Source organism: Phenylobacterium sp. P4_E10 (genome assembly GCF_056401675.1).
In genome coordinates this window covers 34,785-61,687 of record NZ_JBFUIW010000011.1, presented here as the reverse complement: position 1 = coordinate 61,687, position 26,903 = coordinate 34,785, and the positions used below count along the sequence as shown (strand labels likewise).

At 68.6% G+C, this 26,903-nt stretch carries 26 protein-coding genes and 1 riboswitch; of the genes, 15 read left to right on the top strand and 11 right to left on the bottom strand.

The window, feature by feature from the left end:
- Positions 1 to 9 precede the first annotated feature (9 nt).
- On the bottom strand, positions 10 to 984 hold the full coding sequence (locus AC1DQJ_RS13900) for a glycosyltransferase family 9 protein (RefSeq protein ID WP_477604243.1): 975 nt from the start codon (positions 982 to 984) through the stop codon (positions 10 to 12).
- Positions 985 to 1,045: 61 nt separating this feature from the next.
- Between AC1DQJ_RS13900 and ygfZ the strand changes: the two genes are divergently transcribed.
- A complete protein-coding gene (ygfZ, locus tag AC1DQJ_RS13895; protein WP_477604241.1) occupies positions 1,046 to 1,840 on the top strand; it encodes a CAF17-like 4Fe-4S cluster assembly/insertion protein YgfZ in 795 nt (264 codons plus the stop codon).
- 123 nt (positions 1,841 to 1,963) lie between these two features.
- On the opposite strand, the gene AC1DQJ_RS13890 is transcribed toward ygfZ, so the two are convergent.
- Together AC1DQJ_RS13890 and AC1DQJ_RS13885 are read right to left on the bottom strand one after the other, a co-directional pair.
- Positions 1,964 to 2,833, bottom strand: a complete 870-nt coding sequence (locus AC1DQJ_RS13890; protein WP_477604239.1) for an alpha/beta fold hydrolase — start codon at positions 2,831 to 2,833, stop codon at positions 1,964 to 1,966.
- A 179-nt stretch (positions 2,834 to 3,012) separates the two neighbouring features.
- The gene (locus tag AC1DQJ_RS13885; protein WP_477604237.1) at positions 3,013 to 5,475 is read right to left on the bottom strand and encodes a TonB-dependent receptor; all 2,463 of its coding nucleotides are present in this window, start codon (positions 5,473 to 5,475) and stop codon (positions 3,013 to 3,015) included.
- A 335-nt stretch (positions 5,476 to 5,810) separates the two neighbouring features.
- On the opposite strand from AC1DQJ_RS13885, the gene AC1DQJ_RS13880 reads away from it, so the two are divergent.
- The 4 genes from AC1DQJ_RS13880 to AC1DQJ_RS13865 all read left to right on the top strand — a co-directional run bounded on the left by AC1DQJ_RS13880 (position 5,811) and on the right by AC1DQJ_RS13865 (position 9,301).
- Positions 5,811 to 6,401, top strand: a complete 591-nt coding sequence (locus tag AC1DQJ_RS13880) for a DNA-3-methyladenine glycosylase I (RefSeq protein ID WP_477604235.1) — start codon at positions 5,811 to 5,813, stop codon at positions 6,399 to 6,401.
- Complete coding sequence (locus tag AC1DQJ_RS13875; protein ID WP_477604233.1) at positions 6,401 to 7,027, top strand: ribonuclease HII; 627 nt, start codon at positions 6,401 to 6,403, stop codon at positions 7,025 to 7,027. The genes AC1DQJ_RS13880 and AC1DQJ_RS13875 overlap by 1 nt, the downstream gene beginning before the upstream one ends.
- A gap of 50 nt (positions 7,028 to 7,077) precedes the next feature.
- Positions 7,078 to 8,130: a DUF2332 domain-containing protein gene (locus tag AC1DQJ_RS13870; RefSeq protein ID WP_477604231.1), complete on the top strand. Its 1,053-nt coding sequence runs from the start codon at positions 7,078 to 7,080 to the stop codon at positions 8,128 to 8,130.
- Positions 8,131 to 8,218: 88 nt separating this feature from the next.
- The gene (locus AC1DQJ_RS13865; protein WP_477604229.1) at positions 8,219 to 9,301 is read left to right on the top strand and encodes a DNA methyltransferase; all 1,083 of its coding nucleotides are present in this window, start codon (positions 8,219 to 8,221) and stop codon (positions 9,299 to 9,301) included.
- On the opposite strand, the gene mutY is transcribed toward AC1DQJ_RS13865, so the two are convergent.
- Positions 9,298 to 10,344: an A/G-specific adenine glycosylase gene (gene mutY, locus AC1DQJ_RS13860; RefSeq protein WP_477604227.1), complete on the bottom strand. Its 1,047-nt coding sequence runs from the start codon at positions 10,342 to 10,344 to the stop codon at positions 9,298 to 9,300. The genes AC1DQJ_RS13865 and mutY overlap by 4 nt on opposite strands.
- 57 nt (positions 10,345 to 10,401) lie before the next feature.
- On the opposite strand from mutY, the gene AC1DQJ_RS13855 reads away from it, so the two are divergent.
- The 9 genes from AC1DQJ_RS13855 (at position 10,402) to AC1DQJ_RS13815 (ending at position 18,547) form a co-directional block, all read left to right on the top strand.
- Positions 10,402 to 10,947 (top strand): DUF721 domain-containing protein, encoded by a 546-nt coding sequence (locus AC1DQJ_RS13855; protein WP_477604225.1) that lies wholly within the window; start codon positions 10,402 to 10,404, stop codon positions 10,945 to 10,947.
- Between the two features lie 76 nt (positions 10,948 to 11,023).
- Positions 11,024 to 11,638, top strand: a complete 615-nt coding sequence (locus AC1DQJ_RS13850; RefSeq protein ID WP_477604223.1) for a DsbA family protein — start codon at positions 11,024 to 11,026, stop codon at positions 11,636 to 11,638.
- 2 nt (positions 11,639 to 11,640) lie between these two features.
- Positions 11,641 to 12,255 (top strand): thioredoxin domain-containing protein, encoded by a 615-nt coding sequence (locus AC1DQJ_RS13845; RefSeq protein WP_477604221.1) that lies wholly within the window; start codon positions 11,641 to 11,643, stop codon positions 12,253 to 12,255.
- A 17-nt stretch (positions 12,256 to 12,272) separates the two neighbouring features.
- Complete coding sequence (locus AC1DQJ_RS13840; protein WP_477604219.1) at positions 12,273 to 15,716, top strand: AAA family ATPase; 3,444 nt, start codon at positions 12,273 to 12,275, stop codon at positions 15,714 to 15,716.
- Between the two features lie 224 nt (positions 15,717 to 15,940).
- A complete protein-coding gene (locus tag AC1DQJ_RS13835) occupies positions 15,941 to 16,291 on the top strand; it encodes an AtpZ/AtpI family protein (RefSeq protein ID WP_477604217.1) in 351 nt (116 codons plus the stop codon).
- Positions 16,292 to 16,307: 16 nt separating this feature from the next.
- Entirely contained in the window at positions 16,308 to 17,093 is a 786-nt protein-coding gene (locus AC1DQJ_RS13830) for a F0F1 ATP synthase subunit A (RefSeq protein WP_477604215.1), read from the top strand.
- A 49-nt stretch (positions 17,094 to 17,142) separates the two neighbouring features.
- Positions 17,143 to 17,367: a F0F1 ATP synthase subunit C gene (locus AC1DQJ_RS13825; RefSeq protein WP_477604213.1), complete on the top strand. Its 225-nt coding sequence runs from the start codon at positions 17,143 to 17,145 to the stop codon at positions 17,365 to 17,367.
- A 77-nt stretch (positions 17,368 to 17,444) separates the two neighbouring features.
- The gene (locus AC1DQJ_RS13820; protein ID WP_477604211.1) at positions 17,445 to 18,050 is read left to right on the top strand and encodes a F0F1 ATP synthase subunit B family protein; all 606 of its coding nucleotides are present in this window, start codon (positions 17,445 to 17,447) and stop codon (positions 18,048 to 18,050) included.
- Complete coding sequence (locus tag AC1DQJ_RS13815; protein WP_477604209.1) at positions 18,050 to 18,547, top strand: F0F1 ATP synthase subunit B; 498 nt, start codon at positions 18,050 to 18,052, stop codon at positions 18,545 to 18,547. The genes AC1DQJ_RS13820 and AC1DQJ_RS13815 overlap by 1 nt, the downstream gene beginning before the upstream one ends.
- 8 nt (positions 18,548 to 18,555) lie before the next feature.
- Here AC1DQJ_RS13815 and AC1DQJ_RS13810 read toward each other — a convergent pair whose 3' ends face one another.
- From AC1DQJ_RS13810 to gcvT, 5 genes are all read right to left on the bottom strand, one after another.
- Entirely contained in the window at positions 18,556 to 18,942 is a 387-nt protein-coding gene (locus tag AC1DQJ_RS13810; RefSeq protein WP_477604207.1) for a PGPGW domain-containing protein, read from the bottom strand.
- Positions 18,943 to 19,081: 139 nt separating this feature from the next.
- The gene (gene gcvPB, locus AC1DQJ_RS13805) at positions 19,082 to 20,665 is read right to left on the bottom strand and encodes an aminomethyl-transferring glycine dehydrogenase subunit GcvPB (protein ID WP_477604205.1); all 1,584 of its coding nucleotides are present in this window, start codon (positions 20,663 to 20,665) and stop codon (positions 19,082 to 19,084) included.
- Positions 20,665 to 22,008 (bottom strand): aminomethyl-transferring glycine dehydrogenase subunit GcvPA, encoded by a 1,344-nt coding sequence (gcvPA, locus tag AC1DQJ_RS13800; RefSeq protein WP_477604203.1) that lies wholly within the window; start codon positions 22,006 to 22,008, stop codon positions 20,665 to 20,667. The genes gcvPB and gcvPA overlap by 1 nt, the downstream gene beginning before the upstream one ends.
- A gap of 51 nt (positions 22,009 to 22,059) precedes the next feature.
- On the bottom strand, positions 22,060 to 22,425 hold the full coding sequence (gene gcvH, locus AC1DQJ_RS13795) for a glycine cleavage system protein GcvH (RefSeq protein WP_477604201.1): 366 nt from the start codon (positions 22,423 to 22,425) through the stop codon (positions 22,060 to 22,062).
- Positions 22,426 to 22,439: 14 nt separating this feature from the next.
- Positions 22,440 to 23,552, bottom strand: coding sequence for a glycine cleavage system aminomethyltransferase GcvT (gcvT, locus tag AC1DQJ_RS13790; RefSeq protein ID WP_477604199.1), 1,113 nt, complete (start codon positions 23,550 to 23,552; stop codon positions 22,440 to 22,442).
- Positions 23,553 to 23,707: 155 nt separating this feature from the next.
- Positions 23,708 to 23,801, bottom strand: a riboswitch (glycine riboswitch).
- A 181-nt stretch (positions 23,802 to 23,982) separates the two neighbouring features.
- Here gcvT and AC1DQJ_RS13785 point away from each other — a divergent pair.
- Entirely contained in the window at positions 23,983 to 24,333 is a 351-nt protein-coding gene (locus AC1DQJ_RS13785; RefSeq protein ID WP_477604197.1) for a nuclear transport factor 2 family protein, read from the top strand.
- 15 nt (positions 24,334 to 24,348) lie between these two features.
- Here AC1DQJ_RS13785 and argS read toward each other — a convergent pair whose 3' ends face one another.
- Positions 24,349 to 26,181, bottom strand: a complete 1,833-nt coding sequence (gene argS / locus AC1DQJ_RS13780; protein ID WP_477604195.1) for an arginine--tRNA ligase — start codon at positions 26,179 to 26,181, stop codon at positions 24,349 to 24,351.
- The gene (locus AC1DQJ_RS13775) at positions 26,178 to 26,861 is read right to left on the bottom strand and encodes a Tat pathway signal sequence domain protein (RefSeq protein ID WP_477604193.1); all 684 of its coding nucleotides are present in this window, start codon (positions 26,859 to 26,861) and stop codon (positions 26,178 to 26,180) included. Before AC1DQJ_RS13775 ends, argS begins: the two co-directional genes overlap by 4 nt.
- Positions 26,862 to 26,903: the final 42 nt, after the last annotated feature.

The following is a 26,903-nucleotide window of genomic DNA, read 5'->3' as shown; positions in this document are numbered from 1 at the left end:
TCTCTGGGCTTAACTGGCTTTGGAACTGGTTTGGGCGAGCATGTCCTTGGCGGCGGCGGTCACCCAGTCCACCGGCAGGTCCATCATGTGACAGAGCGCTTGCGAGAGCGTCGGGTCAACCTCGCGGATGCTCTCGAGGCTACGGATTCCGCGGACCACCTTGGTGTTCTCGCCCCAGGGCCCATAGAGCTTGTCGTCCGAGGGACCGAACAGGCCGATGGTCGGGGCGCCGGCCGCGGCGGCCATGTGCATCAGTCCGGAGTCGTTGCCGATGAACAGCCGCGCGCGCTTCAGGCAGGCATAGGTGGCCAGCAGCTCGACCTTGCCGGCCAGGTCGATGGTCCGCTCGCGCGGGACCACATTGCGCAGCGCGGCGATCGCCCGTCCGTCGTCGGGCCCGCCGACCAGCATCAGCCGTCCTCCGGCCAGCGGCCCGCCCATCAGCTGGATCGCCACCTGCGCGAAGCGTTCGGCCGGCCAGGTCTTGCCGACCCAGTTGGCGGCCGGAGCCAGGGCCAGGATCGGACCCTTGCCGGCGGTCAGTTCGTCGGCATAGGCCTCGGTCGCCGGCGAGGTGAACAGATAGGGCGCCGGCGGCGCGTCCTCGATCTTCAGCAGCCGGGCGGCCTCGACCACCTTGTGCTGGCCGCTCACCGAACCGCGCTTGAACACCGCGCGGCGCTCGCGGCGCAGGAACTGCGAGATCGCCGAGCCGCGCAGGTCGACGATCAGTCCCCACTTACGATGGCGCACCTCGCGCCACAGCTTGAACCAGTGGCCGCCGTTCTTGGCCTTCTCCAGCACGATGAGCCGCTCAAGGTTCGGGACCTCGGTGAACAGCGGCGCGGCCGCCTTGCCGGCGACGATCGTGAATCGTGCGTTCGGGATCTCGTCCAGCAGCCTTTTGATCAGGCCGGAAGAGAGCACCGCATCGCCGATCCGGGTCGCGGTGATGAACAGAATCGGGAAGGACCCGTGCGCCATCGTCCATCTATAGGGCTCCTCACGCTGGCGCTCCACCCGCCGAGCCCTTAACTCCTCCCCCATGACCACTTCGCTCCGCACCGCCGCCCTCACCAACCGAGCCCTGATCGCGGTCTCGGGCGAGGATTGGCGCAGTTTCCTGCAGGGCCTCATCACCCAGGACGTCGACACCCTCACCCCGGGGGAAGTCCGGTTCGGCGCTCTGCTGAACCCTCAGGGCCGGCTTTTGTTCGACCTGTTCGTCATCGGACGGGAAGACGGGGCCTGGCTGGACGTCGAGCGCGCCCACCGCGACGCCCTGGCCATGCGCCTGACCATGTACCGCCTGCGCGCCAAGGTGACGATCGCCGCCGAAGAGGCTCCCGTCATGGCCGCCTGGGGCGACGAACCCGGCCCCGAGTGGCTCGCCGACCCGCGCCTGCCGGCGCTGGGCTGGCGCGGCTACGACATCGCCGCCACCGCCGACGCCGACGAGATCGCCTATGACGCCCACCGCCTGGCGCTCGGCGTGCCCGGCCCGGCCGACTGGGGCGTGGAGAAGACCTATCCGATTGAAGCCAATTTCGACCTGCTGTGCGGCATCGACTTCAAGAAGGGCTGCTTCGTCGGCCAGGAGACCACCTCGCGCATGAAGCGCCGCGGCCAGATCAAGAACCGCATGCTGCCCATCGCCTTCGACGGTCCGCCCCCCGCCGCCGGCGCCGAACTGCTGAACGGCGACCGCCGCGCCGGCGAGGTCCTCTCCGGCCAGCCTGGCCGCGCCATCGCCCTCGTTCGCCTCGACCGCCTCGAAGGCGACCTCACCGCCGACGGAACGGCCGTCCGCGCGGAAACGCCGGCGTGGTTGGAAAACTAGGCGCTTAGATCCTCCCCCACTGGGGAGGTGGATCGGCGCGCGGCGACGAGACGGAGGGGGCACGCGGACTCAGCAATCCCCGTCAGTCAGCCTTCCGGCTGACAGCTCCCCAGTGGGGGGCAACTAACTTCCAAAAAACCCCCGCAGCGCCGCCAAGGTCTCGGTCGGCTTCTCCTCCGCCAGGAAATGCCCCGCGCCTTCGATCGCCTGGCCGCGCAGGTCCTCGCACCAGGGCCGCCAGATCTCCAGCACGTCGTACCAGCGGCCGACCGCCCCGTTCGCCCCCCACAGCACCTGGGTCGGGGCCGTGATCTTGCGCACCCCCCGATCGGCCTCGTCGGCCTTCACGTCGTAGGTCGCGCCGGCCCGGTAGTCCTCACACATCGCGTGCACGGTCGCCGGATCGCCCAGCGCCTGCACGTAGTCGGCATAGGCGGCGGGGTCGAAATAGGTCGCGCCCTGGGCGATACGGAAGGCGAAGTGCACCGGGTCGGCGGCGATGAAGTGCTCGGGGAACGGATGGGCCTGGGCCAGGAAGCTCCAGTGCCAGTAGCCCAGCGCAAAGCGCCGGTCGGCGAGCCGCCAGGCGTCGGCGGTCGGGATGATGTCGAGGACGCTCAGGCGCCGCACCGCCTGCGGATGATCCAGCGCCAGCCGATAGGCCGTGCGCCCGCCACGGTCATGACCGGCGACGTCGAACTGCGCAAAGCCCAGCCTCGCCATCAGCGCCACCGCATCGCGCGCCATCGCCCGCTTCGAATAGGGCTCGTGGTCATCGGTGGTGGCCGGCTTCGATGAGCCGCCGTAGCCGCGCAGGTCGGGCGCCACCACCGTGAAGTCGCGAGCCAGCTCGCCGGCGATCTTGCTCCACATCATGTGGGTCTGCGGATAGCCGTGCAGCAGCAGCAGCGGCGGCCCCGAGCCGCCACGGCGCACCCGCAGGCTCGCCTCGCCGACATCGATCTGTTCCAGCGTGAAGCCGTCGAAGGTCATGGCGTGCTCCGTGGTAGCGGAGCGCTAGAGAACCACGAACATCACCAAAGAACGAGTTCCTCCCCCCTTGGCGAAGGTCGCTCGGCGCGGAGCGCCGAGACGGAGGGGGCCTGCTGAGTCAGGGCCCCCTCCGTCAGCCTGACGGCTGACAGCTCCCCCAGCGGGAGCAACTAGTTCCCTCAGAAGAACAGCTTGCGCACCGTGAACTTCACCGTGCGGCCGACCGGGTCCAGCAGGTCCGGTTGGTAGCTGATCGGCGTGGTCCCCTGCGGGGTGGTCACGTCCTGGCGCTCGTCGAACAGGTTGTCGACCGACAGGGTCGCGCGCAGGCCGCGCAGCCACTTCTGCTCGCGGGCGATCGGCTGCATGCCGAGGTCGGCGAACAACCGCAGGTTCAAGGTCGTCAGGTCGGAGAACTCCAGGTCGTCGGCCGCCGTCAATCCGGCCACCCGCGTCGAGCTCTGCCACTTAGCGTTCACCGCCACGCCGAGGCCGCCGCGGGTGTAGTTGCCCTGCACGTCGACCTGGTGCCGCGGCGAGCCGCCGCCCGAGCCCAACGCCCCGCCGTCCAGCAGGTCCAGCTCGGGTACGCCAGGCCGGATCAACACGTCGTCGCGGAACGCCACCGTGTGATAGACGCCGACCTGGAACACCCCGCCGCGCGGACCGCCGCCGCCGAAGCCGCCCATTCTCGGACCGCCGCCGCCCGGTCCGCCAAAACCACCGCCGGGACCGCCCATGCCCGGAGGCGGCGGACCCTCGCCAGGCGGCGGGCCTTCCGGCGGCCGCTCGCCCTCGCCCGGTCGCTGGCCTTGCTGAGCCTGCTGGCCCTGTTGCTGCCCTTGCTGCTGGCCGGCCTGCGCGGCCCGCGCCCGCTCACGCATGGCGGCGATCTGTTCGGGAGTCGGCTGCGGGCCGACCGGCCGCGAATAGGTGAAGCCGTAGCGCAGCTCGTCACGCGACTGCCGGGCGAAGTTCACAGGCCGGGCGTCGATCAGGGTCAGCTCGCCGGCGCCATTGCGGATGAAGCGTTCGGGGAAGGCGTCCTCGACCTGGGTCGAGGCCGAGGGGAAGGCCGCGATCGCATCGTCCGTCCGGGTCGAGACGTAGTTGGCCTGGAGGTTCAGGTTGATCTTGTCCCAGGGCTTGTAGCTGACCCCCAGCTTGAAGGTGTCGCGCTGGCTGGCGTCCAGCGTCGACAGCCCGCCGCTGAGGCGGGTGACCTCGACGCTCTGGCCGGTGCTGAAGTCGAACACCCGCACGCCGGGCGTCGAGGTCAGCGGGTCGCCGAGCTGGTTCATGGTCGGGGCCTGGTCGGTGCGGGTGAACGAGGCCAGCACCCGCAGCGGCTTGATCGGCGTCCAGTTCAGCCCGCCGCCCAGCGTCTCCAGGTCGCCGAAGTCCGACAGGTGCTGGTAGCCGAGATTCACATTGGCCGACAGCTTGCCGACGTGCTCGCCGACGCCTTCGCCGGAGCGGGTCAGCGGCACGTCGAAATTGGCCTGCAGTTGGCCGATGCTGCGATCCAGCGTGTTCGAGGTCTGCACGGCCAGGCGGTCGGCCTCGCTCTCGAATTCGGTGGCCGAGACCCGCGCGGTCAAGGTCGAGCTGATCTGACCGGCCGGCAGCTCCCAGAACGAGCGGTTCAGCACGATGTCGGACTGGGCCGTGGTGGTCGTGCCCTTGGTGCGATCGGTATAGGGCACGCCGGCGAAGTCGCGGTCGGTCGAGGTCTTGGCGACGTTCTGGGTCAGCTCGCCGGTGTACGACCACTGCCAGCCGGCATAGGCGCCGGCCGCCGCCGCGGCCAGCCGCCCGTCGATGGTTTCGGAGCGCCGCAGCAGCGCTTCGGTCGAGAATGGTGAGAGGCCGAGCCTGCCCTGGCTGTCGGTGAAATCGAGCCCGGCGTTGATCGTGCCGTTGACGCCCTCGCCCAGCGGCCGCGCATAGACGCCGTTCAGCGACAGGCTGGTGGTGTCCGAGGTCAAGCTGCGCAGGTCGCCCTCGCCGCCCTCGATGTCGCGGTCGCTCTCGAGGATCGGGCTGGTGTCGGTGACCCGGGCGTCGAGCATTAGCCGCTGGCCGCGCAGGATGTGCAGCACCGAGCCGTGGCCCATCACGCTCTGGCCGCCGCCGTCCTCGGTCGGGGTCGATGCGGCCGCCTCGGCCAGGGTGGCGCGGAAGCGCTGGCGCAGGACGAAGTTCACGACCTTCTGCTCGGCCGGATAGCCGTATTTCAGCGAGACCTCTTCGGGCAGGATGTCGACCCGCACGATCGCCTCGGTCGGCAGGTCGCGGATCTCGGCCCAGCCGGTGACCCGGCCGCCGTTGATCAGCACCACGGGCCGGCCGGAGCCCTGGCCGCTGGTGGTCTGCGGCGCCAGCGCCTCGAGCAGTTCGGAGACATTGGCCGCGCCATAGGCCCGGATCTCGCGCGGCGAGATCGACAGCTCCGGCGTGATGTCCCCGATCACCGCGCCCGGCAGGGTCCGCACCCCGGCCACCACGACCAGTTCCTCGACTTCGGTGTCTTCATGGTCCTGGGCGAGGGCGGGGGCCGCCATGACTGTGGCGAGGGCGGCGCCGGCCAGCAGACGCAGGGCGAACCCGGGGGAGCGGGCGGCGCGGAAGAAAGAACTCACGTGATACGATCCGGGACTGTGGGGAGGACAGGCGGGTTAAGCGGGAGCATAGGCCCCATGGCGTCTGAACGGTCGATGACCGCAAATCCGTCGCGGCCCCTTACGATTGTCGCCCTACGCGGCCAAGCTGCCACATGCCGATAGGGGCGCGCCACCTTGCCGCTTCCCGGTTTGACCGGGCGCCCGGCCGCCTCGCCCCTGCGACATCCGGCGTTCTGGCGCTCTACCGTGACAGTTGGTGGAAGGTCGCCGACGAAAACCTGCCGATAGCCTCAAGAAACGCCGCCTATCGGCGCCCTTGAAGCCCTCCCTGCCGAAAGCCAAGACTGCGCCTCATGACCGGCGACCTGATTCGATGCGGCTGGCGCGGTATGGCCGGCGACGCACTCTACGAGACCTATCACGACACCGAATGGGGGGTGCCGGAGTACGATTCCCGCGCCCTCTGGGAGAAGCTGGTGCTCGATGGTTTCCAGGCCGGGCTTTCCTGGATCACCATCCTGCGCAAGCGCGACGCCTTCCGCGAGGCCTTCGCCGGCTTCGATCCGGACGTCGTCGCCCGGTTCGGCGAGGCCGAGCGCGAGGCCCTGATGGCCAACGCCGGCATCGTCCGTTCGAACGGCAAGATCGACGCCGCCATCTCCGGCGCACGGATCTATCTGGACATGCGCGAGGCGGGCGAGGACTTCAGCCAGTTCCTCTGGAGCTTCACCAACGGCCGGGTGATCCAGAACAGCTGGACCGAGATCGGCCAGGTCCCGACCCAGACGCGGGTCGCCGAGGAAATGTCGAAAGCCTTGAAATCCAAGGGCTTCAAGTTCGTCGGCCCGGTGATCGTCTACGCATTCATGCAGGCCACCGGCTTCGTCAACGACCACCTGACCTGCTGCCACCGCCACGAACAAGTCAAACGGCTGGTGCGTTAATGCCGGACATGATGCTCGAATTCGCCTGCCCGACCGGCCCCGTCTGCGGGGTGGACGAGGCTGGGCGCGGCCCCTGGGCCGGCCCGGTCAGCGCCGGCGCCGTGATCCTCGATCCCAAGCGCGTCCCCGAAGGCCTCAACGATTCAAAGAAGCTCAGCGCCAAGGCTCGCGACGCCTTGGAGGTGGAGATCAAGGCGGTCGCGGTCGCCTGGGGTGTCGGCTTCGCCAGCGTCGACGAGATCGACGAGCTGAACATCCTGCACGCCACCGGCCTGGCCATGCGCCGGGCCGTCGAGGCTCTGGCGGTCGCACCCGCCTTCGCTCTCGTCGACGGCAACTACAAGTTCAAATTACCCTGCGAAATCAATACCGTGGTCAAGGGCGACAGCATCAGCGCCTCGATCGCCGCGGCCTCGATCCTGGCCAAGACCGCCCGCGACCGGCTGATGGTCGAAATGGACGCCCTCTATCCCGGCTACGGCTTCGCCGGTCACAAGGGCTACCACGCCCAGGTCCACGTCGAGGCCCTCCGCAGCCTTGGCCCTTGCCCGATCCACCGCCGCGGCTGGGAGCCGATCCGCCTGGCCCTTGCCGAGCGCGGCCAGTTGCCGGCGCTGGCGGATTGATCAATTGAATCAAGATTGACCGTTGACCGCCGCGGCCTGATCGCGGGGTCATGGACAACGCGTCGTCTCAATCCCTTCGCCTGCAGGCCAAGGCCTGCACCGCCCTCGGTTCGCCGTTTCACGCCAGGCTTCTGGAGTTGGCCGCCGACGACCTGGAGGCCGGTGGCCCAACCGCGGCCCTGATGGCCCCCTGGGCCGACGCCGACCTGCGCGCCCAGATGGCCGCGGCGGTCCCCCTTCGCCTGCTCGGGGCCTTGCACGACTTGGTGCTGAGCGGCGATGACCCGGTTCTGGCCGCCGCCTATCCGAAGCCCGGCAAGGATTTCGACCCCGCGGCCGCCTGGGCCCCGGCCCGCCGCGCGATGGTCGAGCAGGCCGACCGCCTCGCCGCCTTCATGGACCACGAACCGCAGACCAACGAGGTCCGCCGCTCGGTCTGCCTGCTGGGCGGCTTCCTGACCATCGCCGCGCAGACCGGCCTGCCGCTACGCTGTTTCGAGATCGCCGCCAGCGCCGGCCTCAACCTCTCCTGGGACCGCTACCATTACGACCTCGGCGGCGCAGCCTGGGGCCCGGCGAGTCCGGTTCTGCTGCCCACCGCCTGGTCCGGGTCGCTCCCGCCACTGGACGCCAAGGTAGAAGTCCTGGAGCGCGCCGCCTGCGACCGGCGGCCCGTGGACCTGACCGATCCCGTCCTTCGCCACCGCTTGCTGGCCTATGTCTGGCCCGATCAGTTCGAGCGTCTGGAACGAATTCGCGCCGCGATCGAGGTCGCCCTCGACAATCGGGTCCGCGTGGAAACCGCCGACGCCATCGACTGGACACGCCGCACGGCCGCGCCGCGCGCCGGCGCCGCCACGGTCATCTACCACTCCGTGTTTTGGCAGTACATGACGCCGGAAAGCCAGGCCGCCCTGCGCCAAGCCATTGACGAACAAGCGCAAACTGCGACGCCCGACGCACCCCTGGCGTGGTTGCGGATGGAGCCTCCGGCCGACAACATGGCCGCCATGGAAGTACGTCTGACCCTGTGGCCCGGCGGCGAAGAGCGTCTGTTGGCCCAAGTTCACCCGCACGGAGCCTCCGTCGGCTGGCGCGGCTAAAACATGGCTAACGCCCGTTAACCACGTTCGGAAACGGGCTCTTCACCACGATGACTCAGGATTCTGACTCCGGACATCGAGGTGAGCTATGGGCGTACTGGCCGACACGATCATTCAAGGCGACTGCATCGCGGAGCTGAAGAAGCTCCCCGAAAAGTCGGTCGACCTTGTCTTCGCCGACCCGCCCTACAACCTCCAGCTCGGCGGCGACCTGCTGCGTCCCGACAATTCCAAGGTCGATGCGGTCGACGACCACTGGGACCAGTTCGAGAGCTTCGCGGCCTACGACAAGTTCACCCGCGAGTGGCTGACAGAATGCCGCCGGGTGCTGAAGGACGACGGCGCCCTGTGGGTGATCGGCAGCTACCACAACATCTTCCGGGTCGGCGCCACCTTGCAGGACCTGGGGTTCTGGCTGCTGAACGACATCGTCTGGCGCAAGACCAACCCGATGCCGAACTTCAAGGGCACCCGGTTCACCAACGCCCACGAGACCCTGATCTGGGCCGCAAAGGGCCGCGGCTCGCGCCGCTACACCTTCAACTACGACGCCATGAAGATGGCCAATGACGACGTTCAGATGCGCTCGGACTGGACCTTCCCGCTGTGCACCGGCGAAGAGCGCCTGAAGGACGAGAACGGCGCCAAGGCCCATCCGACGCAGAAGCCGGAAGCCCTGCTGCACCGGGTGATCCTGGCCTCGACCAAGCCCGGCGACATCATCCTCGACCCGTTCTTCGGCACCGGCACCACCGGCGCGGCGGCCAAGCGCCTCGGCCGTCGCTACATCGGCCTGGAGCAGGAAGAGAAGTACGTGAAGCTCGCCCGCGAGCGGATCTCGAAGATCATCCCGATCGCTCCTGGCGACCTTGAGGTCACCGGCTCCAAGAAGTCCGAGCCGCGCGTGCCCTTCGGCCAGGTGCTGGAAGCTGGCCTGCTCAGCCCCGGCGACGCGCTCTACTGCCCCAAGGGCGAGCGCATGGCCCGCGTGCGCGCTGACGGCAGCCTGGTGGTCGGCGACCTCTCCGGCTCGATCCACAAGGTCGGGGCGATGGTGCAATCGGCGCCGGCCTGCAACGGTTGGACCTACTGGCACTTCAAGTCGGACAAGGGCCTGGCCCCGATCGACGTGCTGCGCGCCAAGATCCGCTCGGCGATGCCGCAGGCCTAGAGCAGGTTGCCCAGCCCCGCTCGCGCCGCCTTCAGAAACACGCTCGGTAGGGCCTCGAGGCCTGCGCGCGGGGTCCAGATCACGCCGTCCGCATCGCCCTCGGCGCGCATCAGGCGCAGGGTCAGGCTGAAGTGCGTGAACACGTGCTCGACCTCGCCCACTGCCCGCCAGTCGGCGAACGCAGGCGCAGCGGCGGCCGCCTCGGCGTCGGTCCACCCGATCGCCCGCCAGTCGCTGGTCGGCAGGGCCAGCATTCCGCCGAGCAACCCCTTCGGCGGTCGTCGCACCAGCGCCACCTCGCTTCCACGCGTGAGGATATAGGCCACGCCGTTGCGGTGCGGCCGCGCGGCCTTCGGGGTCTTGCGCGGATAGGTCTCCGGCTCGCCGCCGGCCAGCCCTGCGCAGCCCTCGGCCAGCGGGCAGCGGTCGCACAGCGGGGCCTTGGGACGGCAGACCGTGGCCCCCAGGTCCATCAGCGCCTGCGCCCAGTCGCCGGGCCGCTCGTTGCGGACCAGCGCGCCGGCCAGGGTCTTGAGGTCGGCCTTGCCCTCGGGCATCGGCGCCTCGACCGCGAACAGCCGCGCCATCACCCGCTCGACATTGCCGTCGACCACGTTGGTCGGCAGGTCGAAGGCGATCGCCCCGACCGCGGCGGCGGTATAGGGCCCCAGTCCTGGCAACGACCTAAGCCCTTCTTCCGTATCGGGAAACACCCCGCCATGGCCCCGCGCCACAGCCCTCGCGCAGGCCAGCAGGTTGCGGGCCCGGGCGTAGTAGCCAAGCCCGGCCCAGGCGGCCATCACCTCGCCGTCGTCCTCGGCCGCCAGGTCCGCGACGCTCGGCCAGCGGCGGATGAACTTCAGGAAGTAGGGAGCGGCGTGCGGCACGGTGGTCTGCTGCAGCATCACCTCCGATAGCCAGACCCGATAAGGATCGGCGCGCACGCCAACGGCCTGATCGGCCGGCCCAACCCGCCAAGGCAGGTCGCGGGCGTTGGCGTCGTACCAGGCCAGCAGTCGGGCGCGCAGGGTCTCGGGGCTCACCCTCCCTCGCTAACCGATCCTCGCCTCGACGGGGAGCCCTGTTGTAGAGTGCGTACAATGCCTCGCCCGCTGCCCACTCACGCCGAAGCCGCCGCGATCCTCTCGCGCAAGCGCACGCGGCCGCAGCACCGGCCGCCGCCGGTCGCCGCGCGCGGGCTCTCCAAGCTGCTCAAGGAACTGGACGCCAAGTACGGCCAGGGCCCAGGCGCGCTACAGGCTCGCTGGCGCGAGATCGTCGGGCCCGAGATCGCCAAGCGCACCGAGCCGGTGAAGCTCAGCAAGCCGCGCGGCGGCGGGCCCGGCGCGCTGGAGATCCGTGTCGCCGGCGCTTCGGCCGCCCTGATCCAGCATCAGGCCCCAGAGATCGTCGCACGGGTGAACCTCTTCCTCGGCGAGGGCGCGGTGAACAAGCTGCGCATCGTGCAAGGACCCTTGCGCGCCACGAGCGCCGACGCCGCCAAGCCGGCCCGCCGCCGGACCGCGCCGCTCGACGCCGCGGCCGAGGCCGAACTGAACAAGGGTCTGGACAAGGCCCCCGACGGCCCTCTGAAAGCCGCATTGCTCAGCTTGGGTCGGGGCGTTATGCGGCGCACCCCCGGTTGACTTTGAGTCAGCCGCCACGTTCCTGCGGCCGGGAATCGCGCTTTACTCAATCATTCGGACTTCCGCAGAGGTGCAAATGCCGAACTTCAACCGTCGTCTTCTCGTCGTCGCGGCCCTGGGCGCGCTCGCCCTGGCCGGCTGCTCCAAGAGCGGCGGCGGGGCTGCCGACACCGCCGACATGACCCTGGGCGATCCGAACGCCAAGGTGAAGATGACCGAGTACGCCTCACTCACCTGCAGCCACTGCGGCAAGTTCAACAACGAGGTCTTCCCGGAGTTCAAGAAGAAGTACATCGACACCGGCAAGGTGCACTACACCTTCAAGGAATTCCTGACCCCGCCGAACCAGGTCGCCGCCGCCGGCTTCCTGATCGCCCGTTGCGCCGGCAAGGATAAGTACTTCAACGTCACCGACGCGATCTTCCACGCCCAGGAAGAGATGTTCACCACCGGCGACATGCGCGGCGTGCTGCTTCGCACCGCTCAATCGGCGGGCCTGACGGAAGAGCAGTTCAACGCCTGCATCACCGACGAGGCGGCCCTGAAGGCGCTGGACGCCCGCGTCGAAAAGGCCATCAAGACCGACAAGATCGCGGCCACCCCGACCTTCAAGATCAACGGCAAGACCGTGAAAGAAGGCGAGATGAGCATGTCCGAGCTCGACGCGGCCATCGCCGAGGCCTCGAAGTAGCCATGACCAAGCCGAACCGCCGCATCGCCATAGCCGTCCTCGCGACGCTAGCCTTTGCAGGCGGTTCGGCGCTGGCTGCGCCGCCGCCGGCCGTCGGCGACATGACCCTTGGCAAGCCGAGCGCCAAGGTGAAGATGGTCGAGTACGCCTCGCTGAGCTGCAGCCACTGCGCGACCTTCAACAACGAGATCTTCCCGCCCTTCAAGAAGAAGTACATCGACACCGGCAAGGTGCACTACACGCTGCGCGAGATCCTGACCGCGCCGCATGAGGTGGCCGCCGCCGGCTTCATGACCGCGCGCTGCGCCGGCAAGGACAAGTACTTCACCGTCGTCGATGCGATGTTTCGCGAGTTTCCGGAATGGTCCACGACCGGCAACGCGCTGGCCTCGATTGTCCGCGCCGGCGCCGCCGGCGGGCTGGGCGAGGAACAGGTCAAGGCCTGCATCACCGATCAGGCCGCCCTGGAAGCAATGCAGACCCGAGTGAATAAGGCCGCACAAGAAGGCGCCATCAGCGGCACGCCGACCTTCTTCTTCAACGGCAAGAAGGTGAAGGAAGGCGAGATGAGCGCCGCAGATCTCGACGCGGCTGTGGCCGCGGCCTCCAAGCGATAGGGAGGCGCCCCGGGCCCGTGCACTTCCAGCGCCTCAGACTCTCCGGGTTCAAGTCCTTCGTCGATCCGACGGAATTTCGGATCGAGCCCGGAGTCACGGGCATCGTCGGGCCGAACGGCTGCGGCAAGTCGAACCTGCTGGAAGCGCTGCGCTGGGTGATGGGGGCCAATTCCGCCAAGGCGATGCGCGCCGGCGGCATGGACGACGTGATCTTCGCCGGCTCCGGGGCCCGCGCCTCGCGCAACCACGCCGAGGTCACCCTGACCATCGACAACAGCGACCGCCGCGCGCCGCCAGCCTTCAACGACACGCCGGTGCTGGAGGTGGTCCGGCGGATCGATAAGGGCGCCGGATCGACCTACAAGATCAATGGCCGCGAGGTTCGCGCCCGCGACGTCCAGTTGCTGTTCGCGGACGCCTCCACCGGCTCCAACTCGCCGGCCCTGGTCCGCCAGGGCCAGATCTCCGAACTGATCGCCGCCAAGCCGCAGAACCGCCGCCTGATCCTGGAAGAGGCGGCCGGCGTCTCGGGCCTCCACTCCCGCCGCCACGAGGCCGAGTTGCGGCTGCGGGCGGCCGAAACCAACCTGGCGCGCCTCGACGACGTATCGCGTGAGCTGGAGAGCGCGCTGAACCGCCTGAAGCGCGAGGCCCGCCAGGCCGAACGCTACAAGAAGCTGTCCGCGGAGATCCGCGCCTTGCAGGGCGCCGTGCTGTTCTCGCGCTGGTCCGAGGCCCGCGACGCCGCCGCCCGCCTGCGCGAAGACGCCGCCGCCGCCGCCGCCGCCGTGGAAGCCAACACTCGCGAAGCCGCTGCAGCCACGACCCGGGCGGCCCAGGCCGAGGAAGCCATCAAGCCGCTGCGCGAGGCCGAGACCATCGCCGCCGCCATCCTCAACCGTCTGGCGATCGACAAGGACCGGCTGGAGCGCGAGGGCGAGGCCCTGGCCGCGGAGGTCGAGCGGCTGAGCGCCGATCTCGGCCGCATCGACGCCGACCGCGCCCGTGAGACCCAGATCGCCCACGACGCCGACCACGCCTTGGCGCGCATGGCCGAAGACCTGGAAGCGCTGGAAGCGGCCATCGCCGCCGCGCCCGAACGGGTCCCCGAACTGGAAGCCGCGGCCCGCGCCGCCGAGCAAGCCCGCATCGCCGCCGACAAGGCGGTCGAAGAGCTGGCCGCCCAGGCCGCCGCCGACGAGGCTCGCCGCCGCGCCGGCGCCGCCCGCGTCGACGAAGCCCAGAACCGCGTCGCCCGCACCCGTCGCGCCCTCGACCAAGCCAAGTCCGAACGCGCTCAGCTCGGGCCGGCGGTGACACCGCAGATCGAAGACGCTCGGGCCGAACTCGACCGCGCCCAGGCCGCGCTCACCGCCCTGCGCGCGGCGCTCGAGGCCGCCGAGGAGGAGCGCGGCAAGGCCGCCGCCGCCGAGGCCGAGGCGCGCGAGGCCTCACGCCGCCAGGACGAGCAACTCGGCCGGCTGACCGCCGAAGCCCGCGCGCTGGCGCAGATCGTCGCCCAGCAGCGCCGGGCCGGTTTCGCCCCGGCTCTGGACTCCGTGGCCCCCGCGCGCGGCTACGAACGCGCGGTCGCCGCTGCGCTCGGCGACGACCTGGACGCCGCGCTGGATCCGAAGGCGCCCGCCTACTGGGGCGGCGGCGAGGCTTCGCCCGCGACCTGGCCCGATGGGGCCGAGCCGCTGACTGCGAAGGTCAAGGCTCCCGAAGCCCTGGCCGCCCGCCTTGCCTACATCGCCGTGGTGGCGCGCGAGGATGGCGACCGACTGCAGTCGCTGCTGCCGCCCGGCGCTCGACTGGTCTCCAAGGAGGGCGACCTCTGGCGCTGGGACGGTTTCGTCGCCCGCGCCGACGCGCCCAAGCCGGCCGCCATCCGCATGGAGCAGAAGACCCGGCTGGCCGAGGTGGAAACCGAGATCGAGTCGATCTCGCCCAAGGCGGCCTCCGCCAAGGAGGCCCTGCAGGCCGCCAGCACCCGCATGCGCACCGCCGAGGACGCCGTACGCAACGCCCGCCGTGAGCCGCCGGTCGCCGAACAGAAGGTCTCCGCGGCGCGCGGAACCCTTGAGAAGCTGGACCGCGAGGCCACCCGCCGCGAGGCGCAGGCCCAGTCGCTGGACGACATGATCGGCCGCTTCGAGGCTGAGCTCACCGACGCCGAGGCGATCCTGGCCGTGGCGATCGCGGAAACCTCCAGCGACGGCGAGGCCGGCGACGTCGCCGAGCGCCTGCTCGCAGCGCGTGCCGCCGCCGGCCCGGCCCGCGAGACCGCCGCCGCCGCGCGCTCGGAGCTGGAGCAGGAAGTGCGCGAACGGGACGGCCGCGCTCGCCGTCACGAGAACCTCAAGCGCGACGCCGACGACTGGACCCGCCGCGGCAAGGCCGCCACTCGTCGCCTGGACGATCTGGCCGAGGGCCGCGCCAAGGTGCAGGCCAATCTCGACAAGGCGCAGGAAGCTCCGGCCTCGCATCAGGAACGGCTCGGCAAACTGCTCGACGAACTGGCCGCCGCAGAGGCCCGCCGCGCCCAGTCCTCCGACGCCCTGGCTCAGGCCGAGGCCGCCCGCACCCAGGCCGACCGCGCCTTGCGCGCCGCCGAAGGCGCGGCCGGGCAAGCCCGCGAATTGCGCGCCTCCCTTGCCGCCAAGCTGGAAGCCGCCATCGAGCGCTTGGCCGAGATTACCGGCCAGATCCGCGAGACCGCCCGCATTGAGCCCGAGCAACTGGGCCGCAAGTTGTCGGACGAGGCAGTCGCCATCCCGACCGACGCCGGCGGCATGGAGGCTCACCTCTACAATCTCGAACGCCAGCGCGACTCGATCGGGGCGGTGAACCTGCGCGCCGAGGAAGAGGCCAACGAGCACGCTGCCCGCTTGGAGACCATGCTCAGCGAGCGCGCCGACCTGACCGGGGCCATCGCCCGCCTGCGCCAAGGCATCGACGAGCTGAACGGCGAAGGCCGTGAACGGCTGCTGGCCGCCTTCGAGGTCATCAACGAGCACTTCAAGGCGCTCTTCCAGGCCCTGTTCCAGGGCGGCCAGGCCGAGCTCAGGCTGGTCGAATCCGACGATCCGCTGGAAGCCGGCCTGGAAATCTACGCCTGCCCGCCCGGCAAGCGGCTCTCGACCATGAGCCTGATGAGCGGCGGCGAGCAGGCGCTGACCGCCTGCGCCCTGATCTTCGGCGTGTTCCTCGCCCAGCCGGCGCCGATCTGCGTCCTGGACGAGGTGGACGCCCCGCTCGATGACGCCAATGTCGATCGCTACTGCAACCTGCTCGACGAGATGCGCCGGCGCACCGAGACCCGATTCATCACCATCACCCACAATCCGGTGACCATGGCTCGCATGGATCGGCTGTTCGGGGTGACCATGGCCGAGCGCGGAGTGTCGCAGTTGGTCTCCGTCGATCTGCGTCAAGCCGAGGCCATGGCGGCGCAATAGACGGGCGTTCCGCAAGGGAATCCCGGCCCCGTCCGGCGCCCAGGTCCGCCATACGGTCGCAGGGGCGGCAGGACGAGTTGTCGCGACGCCAGATTATGTAACGAATACAATACCCTAAATCACACAACCCCAGCCTTGACGCACTGCACCCGCGTCTATAGGTTCCGCGCGACTTGAAGCCCCGGCCGCGGCGGGCGACGTCGTGGTCCTTTAGGCCGCAACGCATGCCGCATCCGGAAAATTCGCGCGACGAGGCTATCAGGAGCCTCGACGAAAGGGCTGCTGCGCTGGAACAGCGTACGGCTCAGACGCCGCGCGACTATGGCTCCCAAGCCGCCGGCTACGGCTATCGCCTCATGGGCGTGCTGATAGGCGGCGTCTTTGTGGGGCTGGGCTTCGGCGCCGGGGCGGACGTTGTTCTTAAGACGGCGCCTTGGGGGATGATCATCGGAGTCCTGGTGGGCTTCGGAGTTTCGATTTGGATGGCCGTTAGTTCGGCTCAGCGCATGTCCGCCGAAGCGGCGAGGGAGTGGGGTCCGCCTCAGGATCTCCCCCCCGACGACGAGGACGATTGAAGGAGTTCGAGGCGGCATGGCCGACCCGATGCATCAGTTTGAGATCCAGAAGGTGCTGGATCTGCCCGCCATCACCCTTCCGGGCATCGGCGCTATCGACCTGTCGATTACCAATTCGACCGTCGCCATGCTGCTGGCCGCGACCCTGGTCGTTGTGTTCTTTGCGGTGACCACCGCCAAGGCCGCCGTCGTACCGGGCCGCTTGCAGGTCATCGGCGAGGGGGTCTTCAGCTATATCGACGACCTTGTCGTCGGGATCATCGGCCACGAAGGCCGGAAGTTCTTCCCGTACATCTTCACCCTGTTCATGTTCATCCTGGCGATGAACATGCTGGGCCTGTTCCTGGTCTTCACGGCGACCTCGCAACTGGCGGTCACCGCCTCGCTGGCCGTCATGACCATCCTGATCGTCATCCTCTACGGCGTGCTGCGCAACGGCGCGAACATGTACAAGCTGTTCGTCCCGGCCGGCATCCCCTGGTACATGCTGATCCTGGTCACTCCGATCGAGATCCTCTCCTTCCTGCTGCGCCCGGTCACCCTGGCTCTGCGTCTGTTCGGCAACATGCTCGGCGGCCACGTGGCCCTGAAGGTGTTCGCTGGCTTCGTCGTCTCGCTGACCGCCTTGGGCATGACCGGCGGTGTCGCCAGCCTGGGCTTCGCGGCCGCCGCGCTGTCGCTGGGCGGCGTCGTGGCTCTGACGGCGCTGGAGTTCCTGGTGGCCTTCCTGCAGGCCTTCGTTTTCGCGGTTCTGGCCTGCGTCTATCTCAACGACGTGGTCAACCTCGGCCATCACCACTGATCGCCGAACAGCAACTCTACCTCTTCAACTTCAAACGGGACTGAAAACTATGGATCCGCAAGCCGCTAAGTACATCGGCGCTGGCCTGGCGACCCTCGGCATGATCGGCGCCGGCGTCGGCGTCGGCACCATCTTCGGCCACTTCCTGGCGGGCGCCACGCGCAACCCGTCGGCCGCCGGCGGCCAGTTCACCAACCTGATCCTCGGCGCGGCTCTGACCGAAGCTCTGGGCATTCTGGCCTTCGTGCTCGGCCTGCTCATCCTGTTCTCCTAAAGCCAGATCCGCAGGTCCCGAGGGGCGCGTCGACAACGCCGCGCCCTGACCTGCGTTTTTAAGGACGCCTAAGCCTTATGGCCGCCGAGACCACTACCCACGCCGATACCGACGGCGTCGAGCACGGGGCCAACGCTCCGGCCGGCACGACGGAAGTCGCCGCCGCTCACGGTGGCGAAGCGAGCGGCGGTCTGCCCCAGTTCCGAATGGAATACTGGGGCGGTCAGATCGTCTGGCTCTTCCTCATCTTCGCCGTCCTCTACGTCCTGCTGGCCAAGGTCTTCGTGCCGCGGCTCCGCAAGATCCAGGACGACCGCGCCGCCACCATCGCCGACGCGGTGAACCAGGCGCGTAGCGTCCAGGCCGAGGCCGAGGCGCAAGCCAAGGCCGCCCAAGCCGAGATCGACGAAGCCCGCGCCCGCGCGCGTGGTCTCGCCGTCGAAGCCAAGGCCAAGGCCGCCGGCGAACTGGCCCGCAGCCAAAAGGCTGAGGACGAGCGCCTGCAAGCTCAGATGGATGAGGCCGAAACCCGCATCCGCGGTCTGCGCGACCAGGCCATGTCCAACGTCCGCGGCATCGCCGGCGAGACGGCTCAGGCCATGGTCGAGAAGCTGACCGGTCAGAAGGTGACCGGGGCCGAGATCGACGCGGCGCTCACCGCCCGCGTTCAAGGAGCCGCCTGATGCCTGAGTTGCTCGCAGAAGCCGAAACATGGGTTGGCATTGGCCTGCTCATCTTCCTGGGCATCGTGATCTTCGTGGCCAAGGCCCCGAAGGCGATCAACGCCGCCCTGGACGCCAAGACATCCAAGATCCAGGCCGACCTGGACGAAGCCGCCCGGATCCGTGAGGAAGCCCAGCGCCTGCTGGCCCAACTCAAGACCGAGCGTGCGGAAGCCGAGGTACAGGCCAAGGAGATGCTGGCCGCCGCCCACGAGGAGGCCCGTCGCTACGAGGCCGACGCGAAGGCGAAGCTGGAGGAGAGCCTGGCTCGCCGTCAGCAACTGGCCGAACGCAAGATCGCCAACGCCGAGGCGCAAGCCGCGGCCGAGGTGAAGGCCGCCGCCGCCGACCTGGCGGCCCAGGCCGCCGAAGTGGTGCTGACCAAGCGCCTCTCGGCCGTGAAGTCTGACCCGCTGGTCGATCGCGCGATCAGCCAGCTGGGCTCCAAGCTCCAGTAGGTCCGGGTTTAGGGCCGGCGTCTGAAAAGGCGCCGGCCTCGAACCAAGAAGCGAAGGCCCTTAGGCGCCAGAAGACGTTCGATCTTCAAAGCCTGATGCCAGGACATTTTCAGGATTTGCGGGTCACGCCGCAGCAGCCGCCGGATCGGTGAGATCACCCGCGGGTGCGCGTGATGCAGGCGGACGAACTGCCGTCGCGCCTTGAACGAATTGCGCAGGATCACCATCAGGCCGACCACGATCACCGGGATCCCACCCGGCCCCGGCAGCGGGGCGATCAGGATGCCGGCGATGACGACGAGAGCGCCAACGACGACCAGCCCAAAGCGCACGAGCCGTCCCGCGAGATCGCGAGTGACGTCGTCGGTGGCGCGATGACCGCGCACGCTAGGCATGGCGAGTGACACGTTGTTCAACCTGGAATAAGCCCGCGCGCCGAACTGGGGAGGACCAGCGGTCGGGCGTCCTGCCGATATGAGAACGTATCAGGGAGTCGTAAAGACGATCCTGCCGTTAATTTTCGTCCACCCGTGGCTATTCAGCCGCTAGAGGCGCGGGGGACACACCCTTGTCATCCGGCCGCCACGTTAGGCGCGGCTTGCGAGCAGCTAGGGTTTCGTCCAGTCGGCGCAACGGCGCCAGGTGCGGCGCCGCCTTGAACCGAGCCGCGTCGCCCGCCTTCGCCGCATGGGCCAGGGCAGTGAGCGCATCACAGAAACGATCCAGCTCATGCTTCGGTTCGGTCTCAGTCGGCTCGATCAGCATCGCTCCGTGGACAACCAGCGGGAAGTACATGGTCATCGGGTGGAAGCCCTCGTCGATCATCGCCTTGGCGAAGTCGAGCGTGGTGACGCCCGTGTCTTCCAGCCAATTGTCGTCGAACAGCGCCTCGTGCATGCACGGCCCTTCCGGGAACGCCGGGCTCATTACCGGGGACAGCCGCGCTTTGATGTAGTTGGCGTTGAGCACGGCGTCCTCGGCCACCTGCCGCAGGCCGTCGGTCCCATGGCTGACCATGTACGCGTAGGCCCGCACGAACATGCCCATCTGGCCGTGGAAGGCGCTCATCCGGCCAAAGCCTTGACCGGCTTCCTCGATGGTCTCCTCGATCAGCTTGAAGCCGCCCTCGCCCGCGACCACCCAGGGGGCCGGAGCGAACGGCGCCAGGGCCTCCGACAGCACCACCGGGCCTGCGCCCGGACCGCCGCCGCCGTGCGGCGTCGAGAAGGTCTTGTGCAGGTTGATGTGCATGGCGTCGACGCCCAGGTCACCCGGGCGCACCCGGCCGACGATGGCGTTGAAATTGGCGCCGTCGCAGTAGAAGTACGCGCCGGCCTCATGGGTCAGGCGCGAGATTTCCAGGATGTCGCGCTCGAACAGCCCGCAGGTGTTCGGGTTGGTGACCATGATCGCCGCCACCTCGGGCGAGAGCTTGGCCGCCAGATCGGCGATGTCGACACGGCCGTCGTCGGTCTGGGCGATCTCGACCACCGAATAGCCGACGAAGGCGGCGGTGGCCGGATTGGTGCCGTGGGCCGAGGTCGGCACCAGCACGGTGCGGCGATGCCCCTGCCCCTTGGCCTCGTGAGCCGCCTTGATGGCCAGCAGGCCGCAGAGCTCGCCGTGGGCGCCGGCCTTTGGCGACAGCGCCACCGCCGGCATGCCGGTCAGGGTCTTCAGCCAGTGAGCGAGGCGATCCATCAGCGCCAGGGCGCCCTGGACGGTCGATTGCGGGGCCAGCGGATGCAGGTCGGAAAACCCGGCTAGCCGCGCCATCTTCTCGTTCAGGCGCGGGTTGTGCTTCATCGTGCACGAGCCCAGCGGATAGAGCGCCAGATCGATCGCATGGTTCTTCTGCGACAGGCGCACATAGTGGCGCATGGCTTCCGGCTCCGAGAGGCCCGGCAGGCCGATCGGCGCGGCGCGCACCAGGTCGCCCAGGTCGGAAGCGTCCTGCGCCGCCGGGGCCAGGTCGACGCCGGTCTTGTCCCAGCCGCCCAGTTCGAAAATCAGCGCCTCGTCCTGCAGCAGGCCGCGGCCGCCGTTCAGAGAGGCGAAGCCCTCGGCCGAGCTGTCGGCTTCAGGACGGGTCGGGCGGCCAACGTTTTGCATGGTCATTAGGCAGTCCTCCCGGCCAGCGCCTGGGCGAAGGCTTGGATGTCTTGAGTGGTGGTGGTTTCGGTCGCCGCGACCAGCAGGACGTCGTCCAGTCCGGCAGCTGGATCGAGCCGCGAGAACGGCACGCCGGCCACGACGCCATCGGCCAGCAGCGCCTCGACGGTCTTGGCCGCATCGCCCTTCAGGCGGATCGCGAACTCGTTGAAGAAGCGCGGGGTCAACACCTCGACGCCCGGCACGGCGGCCAGGGCGTCGCGCAGTTCGCGGGCCCGTGAATGGTTCAGCGCCGCCAGCTCGCGCAGCCCGCGCTCGCCCAGCAGCGACAAGTGGATGGTGAAGGCCAGGGCGCAGAGCCCCGAATTGGTGCAGATGTTCGAAGTCGCCTTCTCGCGGCGGATGTGCTGCTCGCGGGTCGACAGCGTCAGCACGAAGCCGCGGCGGCCGTCGGCGTCGACGGTTTCGCCGCAGAGCCGGCCCGGCATCTGCCGCACCAGCTTCTCGCGGCAGGCGAAGAGGCCGACATAGGGGCCGCCGAAGTTCAGGCCGTTGCCGATCGACTGGCCTTCGGCCACGGCGATGTCGGCGCCCATTTCGCCCGGCGACTTCAGCAGGCCATAGGAGACCGCCTCGGTCGTCACGACGATCAGCAGAGCGCCGGCGGCGTGGGCGGCTTCGGCGATCTTGGTCACGTCTGTGACGACGCCGAAGACGTTCGGGGTCTGCACCACGACTGCCGCGGTGTCGGCGTCGATCGCTTCCAGCACAGCGGCCTCGGCGTCGATCGCCACCGGCTGGCGAACGATATCCATGCCCTCAGCGTGGGCGATGGTCTGGGTGGTGGCTGCGTAGTGCGGATGCAGGCCGCCCGACAGGACGGCCTTCTTACGGCGGGTGACCCGCTGGGCCATCATCACCGCTTCGGCGCAGGCGGTGGAGCCGTCGTACATCGAGGCGTTGGCCACATCGAGGCCGGTCAGGGCCGCGACCTGGGTCTGGAACTCGAACAGGACCTGCAGCGTGCCCTGGGCGATTTCCGGCTGATACGGCGTGTAGCTGGTCAGGAATTCCGACCGCTGGATGATGTGGTCCACAGTGGCCGGCACATGGTGCTTGTAGGCCCCCGCCCCGCAGAAGAACGGACCGGCGCCGGCCGGACGGTTCATCGCGGCCAGGCCGGCGAGCTCACGCTCCACCTCCATCTCGCCTGCGTGCAGCGGCAGATCGAACAGGTCCTTGCGGCGGGCAGCTGCGGGCACGTCGGCGAACAGGTCGTCGATCGAGCCGACGCCGATGGTCGCCAACATTTCGGCGCGGTCGGCGGGAGAGAGGGGCAGGTATCTCATAGGGATGCTCCCCGCACGTCCCAGTCAGCCGGGACGTGCGGCTGGGATGACTTAAAGCGTGCCGAGGTAGTCTTCGTAGGCGGCGCGATCCATCAGCGCCTCGTACTCAGCCTTGTCGGCGACCTTGAGCTTGGCGAACCAGCCCGAGCCTTCCGGCTGGTCGTTGACCGTCTCCGGCGCGTCGCCCAGAGCGGCGTTGCCCTCGACCACCTCGCCCGAGATCGGGGCGTAGACGTCGGAGGCGGCCTTGACGCTCTCGACCACGGCCAGACCGTCGCCGGTCTTCACGGCCTTGCCGGCCTCCGGGACCTCGACGAACACCACGTCGCCGAGCTGTTCGGCGGCATAGGCGGTGATGCCAATGGTGGCCACGTCGCCCTCAAGGACGACCCACTCATGGTCCTTAGTGAAACGCATCTGGGCAGCCCTCCTCAGAGCTTGCGGATATAGCGGTGGGGAACGAAGGGCATGGCTGTGACCTCGGCGGTCTGGGCCTTGCCCCGAACGATGACTTTGACCTTCGTACCTGCCTGCGCCAACGCCGGCGGCACGAAGCCCATGGCGATTGGCTTGCCCAGGCTGGGCGAAAAGCCGCCGGACGTCACGACGCCGACGACGTTTCCGGCCTCATCGGCGATCTCTGCGCCCTCGCGGGCAGGGGCGCCTTCCAGCACCACCATGCCGACGCGCTTGCGGCTGACGCCTTCGGCCAGTTCCTTGGCGATGCGAGCCGCGCCCGGGAAGTCGCGGGCGTCGCGACGCTTCTTGGAGACGGCGAAGCCCAGGTCCGCCTCGATCGGGCTGACGGATTCGTCGACGTCGTGGCCATAGAGCGGCAGGCCCGCTTCCAGGCGCAGGGAATCGCGGGCCCCCAGGCCGATCGGACGCACGCGCTCGTTGGCCAGCAAGAGGCTCCAGATGCGTGCGGCTTCCGAAGCCGGCACCGAGATCTCGTAGCCGTCCTCGCCGGTGTAGCCTGAGCGCGAGACGATGGCGTCGGTCCCGAACGCGCTCATCGACCGGGCGTCCATGAACACCATGCCTGCGACTTCCCGCGCGTGGGCGACCAGCACTTCGGCGGCCTTGGGCCCTTGCAGCGCCAGCAGCGCGCGGTCCTCTAGGCGTTCAATCCGCACCTGGCCGGCCAGCTCGTCGTCGATGACCTTGAAGTCGTTGTCCTTGCAGGCGCCGTTGACCACCACGAACAGGCCGTCGTCGTCCGGACGGGCGGCCATCAGGTCGTCGATTACGCCGCCCTTCTTGTTGAGCAGGACGGAATAGCGCTGCTTGCCAGGCTTGAGGCCGATGAAGTCGCCAGGCGTGACCTCCTCGAAGGCCGACAGCGGCGAAACTCCGCGCAGCCGCGCCTGCCCCATGTGCGAGACGTCGAACAGGCCGGCGTTCTCACGCGTCCAAAGGTGCTCCTTGAGCACGCCGTCCTTGTACTGGACCGGCATGGAATAGCCGGCGAACGGCACCATGCGCGCGCCGGCGGTCACATGGGCTTCATAGAGCGGGGTGAACTTCAGGTTCTGATCGGACACGACTGGACTCCGGCTGATGATCTCGCGAGCGCGCGCGGGATCGATCCCTCGCCACGTTCGCGCCCCCGCTGTCCTTGGGCCTGAGAGATTTCGGGGAAGACTCCCCTTGCTCCTTCGGCGAGCTCCGGTCTCCCGGCGCTACTTTCCAGCGTTCATCAGCTCGCGCGGTCCTTTTGCCTGAGCGTTTCCGGGGCGGTTGCGCCTTCGGCTCCGGACCCCGAAGGGCCCGATCTCTCCCGCGAGAGTCGGCGCGAACCTGTTCGAAGCGAGCGGGCAAGTCAATGCAGCATGCTCCGAGGCGCATGGACTTGTGATGATCTGTGCGCGACCGTCGCGAGGCGAGGCGCCGCGTGGTAGATTTCCGGCGCCAAGCGCGACGGCGGTCGCTCTCGGCCGCGAGGCTTCGGCCCGGCTTGGCGGAGGCGACGACATGACCTCAATCACACCAGGCAATCTAAAGCTGGCGCTCGAGGGCCGGGACGCTTCGGCCTTGATCGGCTTCTACGACGAAGACGCCGTAATCCACATCATCGACCGCGATCACACGCCCAGCGCGCCGATGGAATTGCGCGGCAAGGACCAGATCGCCCGCTACTACCAGGACGTCTGCAGCCGGGCGATGACCCACCAGTTGGAGACGGCCGTGGCGGACGGCGAGCACATGGCGTTCAGCGAGTCATGCGCCTACCCCGACGGGACCAAGGTGTTCTGCACCGCTATGCTCGACCTGGACCACGGACGCATCCGCAACCAAGTCACCGTGCAAGCCTGGGACGTCTGACCGGCGCCCCAAGGGCTACATGCGCGCGGGCGCCTCGATGCCCAGCAGGTCCAGCGCCTGTTCGAGTTGGCGCAAGGTGGTCTGGGCCAGCGCGAGGCGCGAGGCCTTGACCGGCGACGCCGCCGAGAGGATCGGGCAGGCCGCGTAGAACTTCGAGAACGCCTGGGCCAGCTTGTAGGCGTGCTCGGCTACGAAGTTCGGCGCCTTCTTGTCGTAGGCGTCGATCAGCGCCTGATCGAAGGCGTCGAGCAACAGGACCAGATCGCGTTCGGCCGGCTCTGAGACAACGATCTCACCGGCGCTCGCGCCCTCCTCGGCAGCGCGGCGCAGTACCGACTTCACCCGCACGGCCTGGTACAGCAGATAGGGGCCGGTCTTGCCTTCGAAGCTGGAGAAGCGGTCGAGGTCGAAGACGTAGGAAGTGCCGCGGAAGTTCTGCAGATCGGCGAACTTCAGCGCCGCGACGGCGACCTTGTGGGCGGTGTCCTCGAAGGTGTCCGGATCCAGTTCGCTGCCCAGGTCCGCCTCGTGCAGGCGCTCGCGCGCCTTGTCGCGGGTCATGACAATCATGTCGTTCAGCTTCAGGACGCCGCCTTCGCGGGTCTTGAACGGCTTGCCGTCGGTCCCGTTCATGGTCCCGAAGCCGACGTGCTCCAGGCTGCCCTTCTCGGCATATCCGGCCAGGTAGGCGGCGCGGAACACGATCTCGAAGTGATCGGCCTGACGCTGGTCGACCGCATAGAGGACCTGGTCGGGACCAAAGCTCTGCTTGCGGTCGAGGATCGTCGCCAGATCGGTCGTGCCGTACATGGCCGAGCCTTCAGACGACACCACCAGCAGCGGGTCGGGGCTGGGCACGACAACTACCGAACCGTCAGGCAGCTTCTTCTTCTTGGTCTCGTTCGGACCGGCGACATGCACGATGCGCGCGCCCTGGTCCTCGACCAGCAGGCCCTTGGCCTCCAGGTCCTCGACCATCGGCTTGATCAGGTCGTCGACGTCGCTCTCGCCCTTCCAGAGGTCGAAGTCGACGCCGAGGGCGTGAAAGTCGCGTTCCAGGGCCACCTTGGTGACCTTGGCGAAGTGCCGCCAGAGCAGGTAGTTGCCGGACTTGCGGGCCTGCAACTCGGCCGTCAGCTTGCGCGCGCGATCGCGGTACTCCGGCTCGGTCTTCCCGCGCGCCGCGGCCAGCGGATACAGCCGGTCGAGGTCCCCGAGGGTGACCTTGTCGAACAGGGCGGAGGCCTCGGCCTCTTCCTGCGCGCTGACCTCGGACTTGCCGTTCAGCGCCTGGACTACGGCCGCGATCTGCCCGTCCTCGTCGGACACGGCGCCGATCAAAAGGCCCATCTGGTAGCCCCAGTCGCCGAAGTGAGCGTCGCCGATCACCTCGTCGCCGCGGAAGCGATAGATGCGCTTGATCGACTCGCCGATGATCGAGGAGCGCAGGTGCCCCACGTGCATCGGCTTGGCGACGTTGGGGCCGCCGTAGTCGACCATCACCTTGCGGGGCGTCGCAACCTGCAGGGCTCCGACACGCGGATCGACGGCGATTTCGTTGGCCCGCTGCGACAGCGCCTGGTCGCTGACCCGCATGTTGATGAAGCCGAGGCCCGCGGCCTCGACTGAAGCCAGCCGCGGATCACCGCTCAGCTTGGCCACCACCTCGGCGGCGATCTCGCGCGGGTCGCGCTTGGCCACCTTGGCGGCGGGCAAGGCGCCATTGCATTGGAAGTCCGCCAGGTCGGGCCGGTCGGACGGCGTCACGCGGCCAAGTTCGGCCGGCAGTCCCGCCGCGGCGAAAGCGGTGGCGACCGCTTCGCTCAGGCCCCTCTTCAGGTCGCTCATTTTGATTCGTTGGTGTTCCCGGCGACGGCTTGGCCGGCGTTCAGCCGGAAGCGCTTGCCGTCGCGGTTGAAGGCCGCCATCTGCGGGGTGACGTCAAAGCCCACCAGGACTTCGAAGTTGGCGCCGCTGGTCGTCACCGAGGCGCGCGGAATGGTGATCTGGGCGATCTGTTCGGTCGCGTAGATGCGATCCTGGCCGGCCGGGAAGTTGATCGGCAGATCGAAGTATTCCTTGGCCATCACGGCGTCGCCGCGCTTGGTCACCGCCACCCAGTAGCGGAAGTTCTTCGAAGTCCCCTCGGCCTGCGGGCCCTTGCCCAGCTCGAAGAGGATTTCCATCGTCACCTTGATCGGCTCGTCGTCCTTGTACTGGCAGCCCGCGGAGATCCCTTGGATCTCGCCGGTAAAGCCGACATTGGCCGAGGCCTCGCGGTTGTCCTTGAACTCGACATAGCGCGCGGCGTCGTAGAGCACCTTCACATAGGGGCATGGGCCGGCGTTGCGCAGCTGCGGCAGCGGGGCCTGGACGTCGCTCCACTCGGAGTCGCGCTTCTTCTTCTTCGCGGCCTCTTGTTCCTGCTTCTGCTGGTCGTTCGGACGGCGTTGAGCCGCCGCCAGTTCAGGAACGGCGCTTCCAGCCAGGATCACGCCGGCGGCGAACAGCATCAGGGAACGGCGCATCAGGGTCGTCCAAAGAGAAAGGGCGCGGGCCCCTGCGGGCGT

Excerpts from the sequence above, each read along its gene's own strand:
- AC1DQJ_RS13820 (WP_477604211.1), top strand. The coding sequence starts at position 17,445 with ATGGCCGCCGAGACCACTACCCACGCCGATACCGACGGCGTCGAGCAC.
- gcvH (WP_477604201.1), bottom strand. The coding sequence starts at position 22,425 with ATGCGTTTCACTAAGGACCATGAGTGGGTCGTCCTTGAGGGCGACGTG.
- argS (WP_477604195.1), bottom strand. The coding sequence starts at position 26,181 with ATGAGCGACCTGAAGAGGGGCCTGAGCGAAGCGGTCGCCACCGCTTTC.
- ygfZ (WP_477604241.1), top strand. The coding sequence starts at position 1,046 with ATGACCACTTCGCTCCGCACCGCCGCCCTCACCAACCGAGCCCTGATC.
- AC1DQJ_RS13845 (WP_477604221.1), top strand. The coding sequence starts at position 11,641 with ATGACCAAGCCGAACCGCCGCATCGCCATAGCCGTCCTCGCGACGCTA.
- AC1DQJ_RS13855 (WP_477604225.1), top strand. The coding sequence starts at position 10,402 with ATGCCTCGCCCGCTGCCCACTCACGCCGAAGCCGCCGCGATCCTCTCG.
- AC1DQJ_RS13865 (WP_477604229.1), top strand. The coding sequence starts at position 8,219 with ATGGGCGTACTGGCCGACACGATCATTCAAGGCGACTGCATCGCGGAG.
- AC1DQJ_RS13875 (WP_477604233.1), top strand. The coding sequence starts at position 6,401 with ATGCCGGACATGATGCTCGAATTCGCCTGCCCGACCGGCCCCGTCTGC.
- AC1DQJ_RS13890 (WP_477604239.1), bottom strand. The coding sequence starts at position 2,833 with ATGACCTTCGACGGCTTCACGCTGGAACAGATCGATGTCGGCGAGGCG.
- AC1DQJ_RS13830 (WP_477604215.1), top strand. The coding sequence starts at position 16,308 with ATGGCCGACCCGATGCATCAGTTTGAGATCCAGAAGGTGCTGGATCTG.
- AC1DQJ_RS13870 (WP_477604231.1), top strand. The coding sequence starts at position 7,078 with ATGGACAACGCGTCGTCTCAATCCCTTCGCCTGCAGGCCAAGGCCTGC.
- AC1DQJ_RS13835 (WP_477604217.1), top strand. The coding sequence starts at position 15,941 with ATGCCGCATCCGGAAAATTCGCGCGACGAGGCTATCAGGAGCCTCGAC.
- AC1DQJ_RS13815 (WP_477604209.1), top strand. The coding sequence starts at position 18,050 with ATGCCTGAGTTGCTCGCAGAAGCCGAAACATGGGTTGGCATTGGCCTG.
- AC1DQJ_RS13850 (WP_477604223.1), top strand. The coding sequence starts at position 11,024 with ATGCCGAACTTCAACCGTCGTCTTCTCGTCGTCGCGGCCCTGGGCGCG.
- AC1DQJ_RS13880 (WP_477604235.1), top strand. The coding sequence starts at position 5,811 with ATGACCGGCGACCTGATTCGATGCGGCTGGCGCGGTATGGCCGGCGAC.
- AC1DQJ_RS13825 (WP_477604213.1), top strand. The coding sequence starts at position 17,143 with ATGGATCCGCAAGCCGCTAAGTACATCGGCGCTGGCCTGGCGACCCTC.
- gcvPB (WP_477604205.1), bottom strand. The coding sequence starts at position 20,665 with ATGACCATGCAAAACGTTGGCCGCCCGACCCGTCCTGAAGCCGACAGC.
- AC1DQJ_RS13900 (WP_477604243.1), bottom strand. The coding sequence starts at position 984 with ATGGCGCACGGGTCCTTCCCGATTCTGTTCATCACCGCGACCCGGATC.
- AC1DQJ_RS13810 (WP_477604207.1), bottom strand. The coding sequence starts at position 18,942 with ATGCCTAGCGTGCGCGGTCATCGCGCCACCGACGACGTCACTCGCGAT.
- gcvPA (WP_477604203.1), bottom strand. The coding sequence starts at position 22,008 with ATGAGATACCTGCCCCTCTCTCCCGCCGACCGCGCCGAAATGTTGGCG.
- AC1DQJ_RS13775 (WP_477604193.1), bottom strand. The coding sequence starts at position 26,861 with ATGCGCCGTTCCCTGATGCTGTTCGCCGCCGGCGTGATCCTGGCTGGA.
- AC1DQJ_RS13785 (WP_477604197.1), top strand. The coding sequence starts at position 23,983 with ATGACCTCAATCACACCAGGCAATCTAAAGCTGGCGCTCGAGGGCCGG.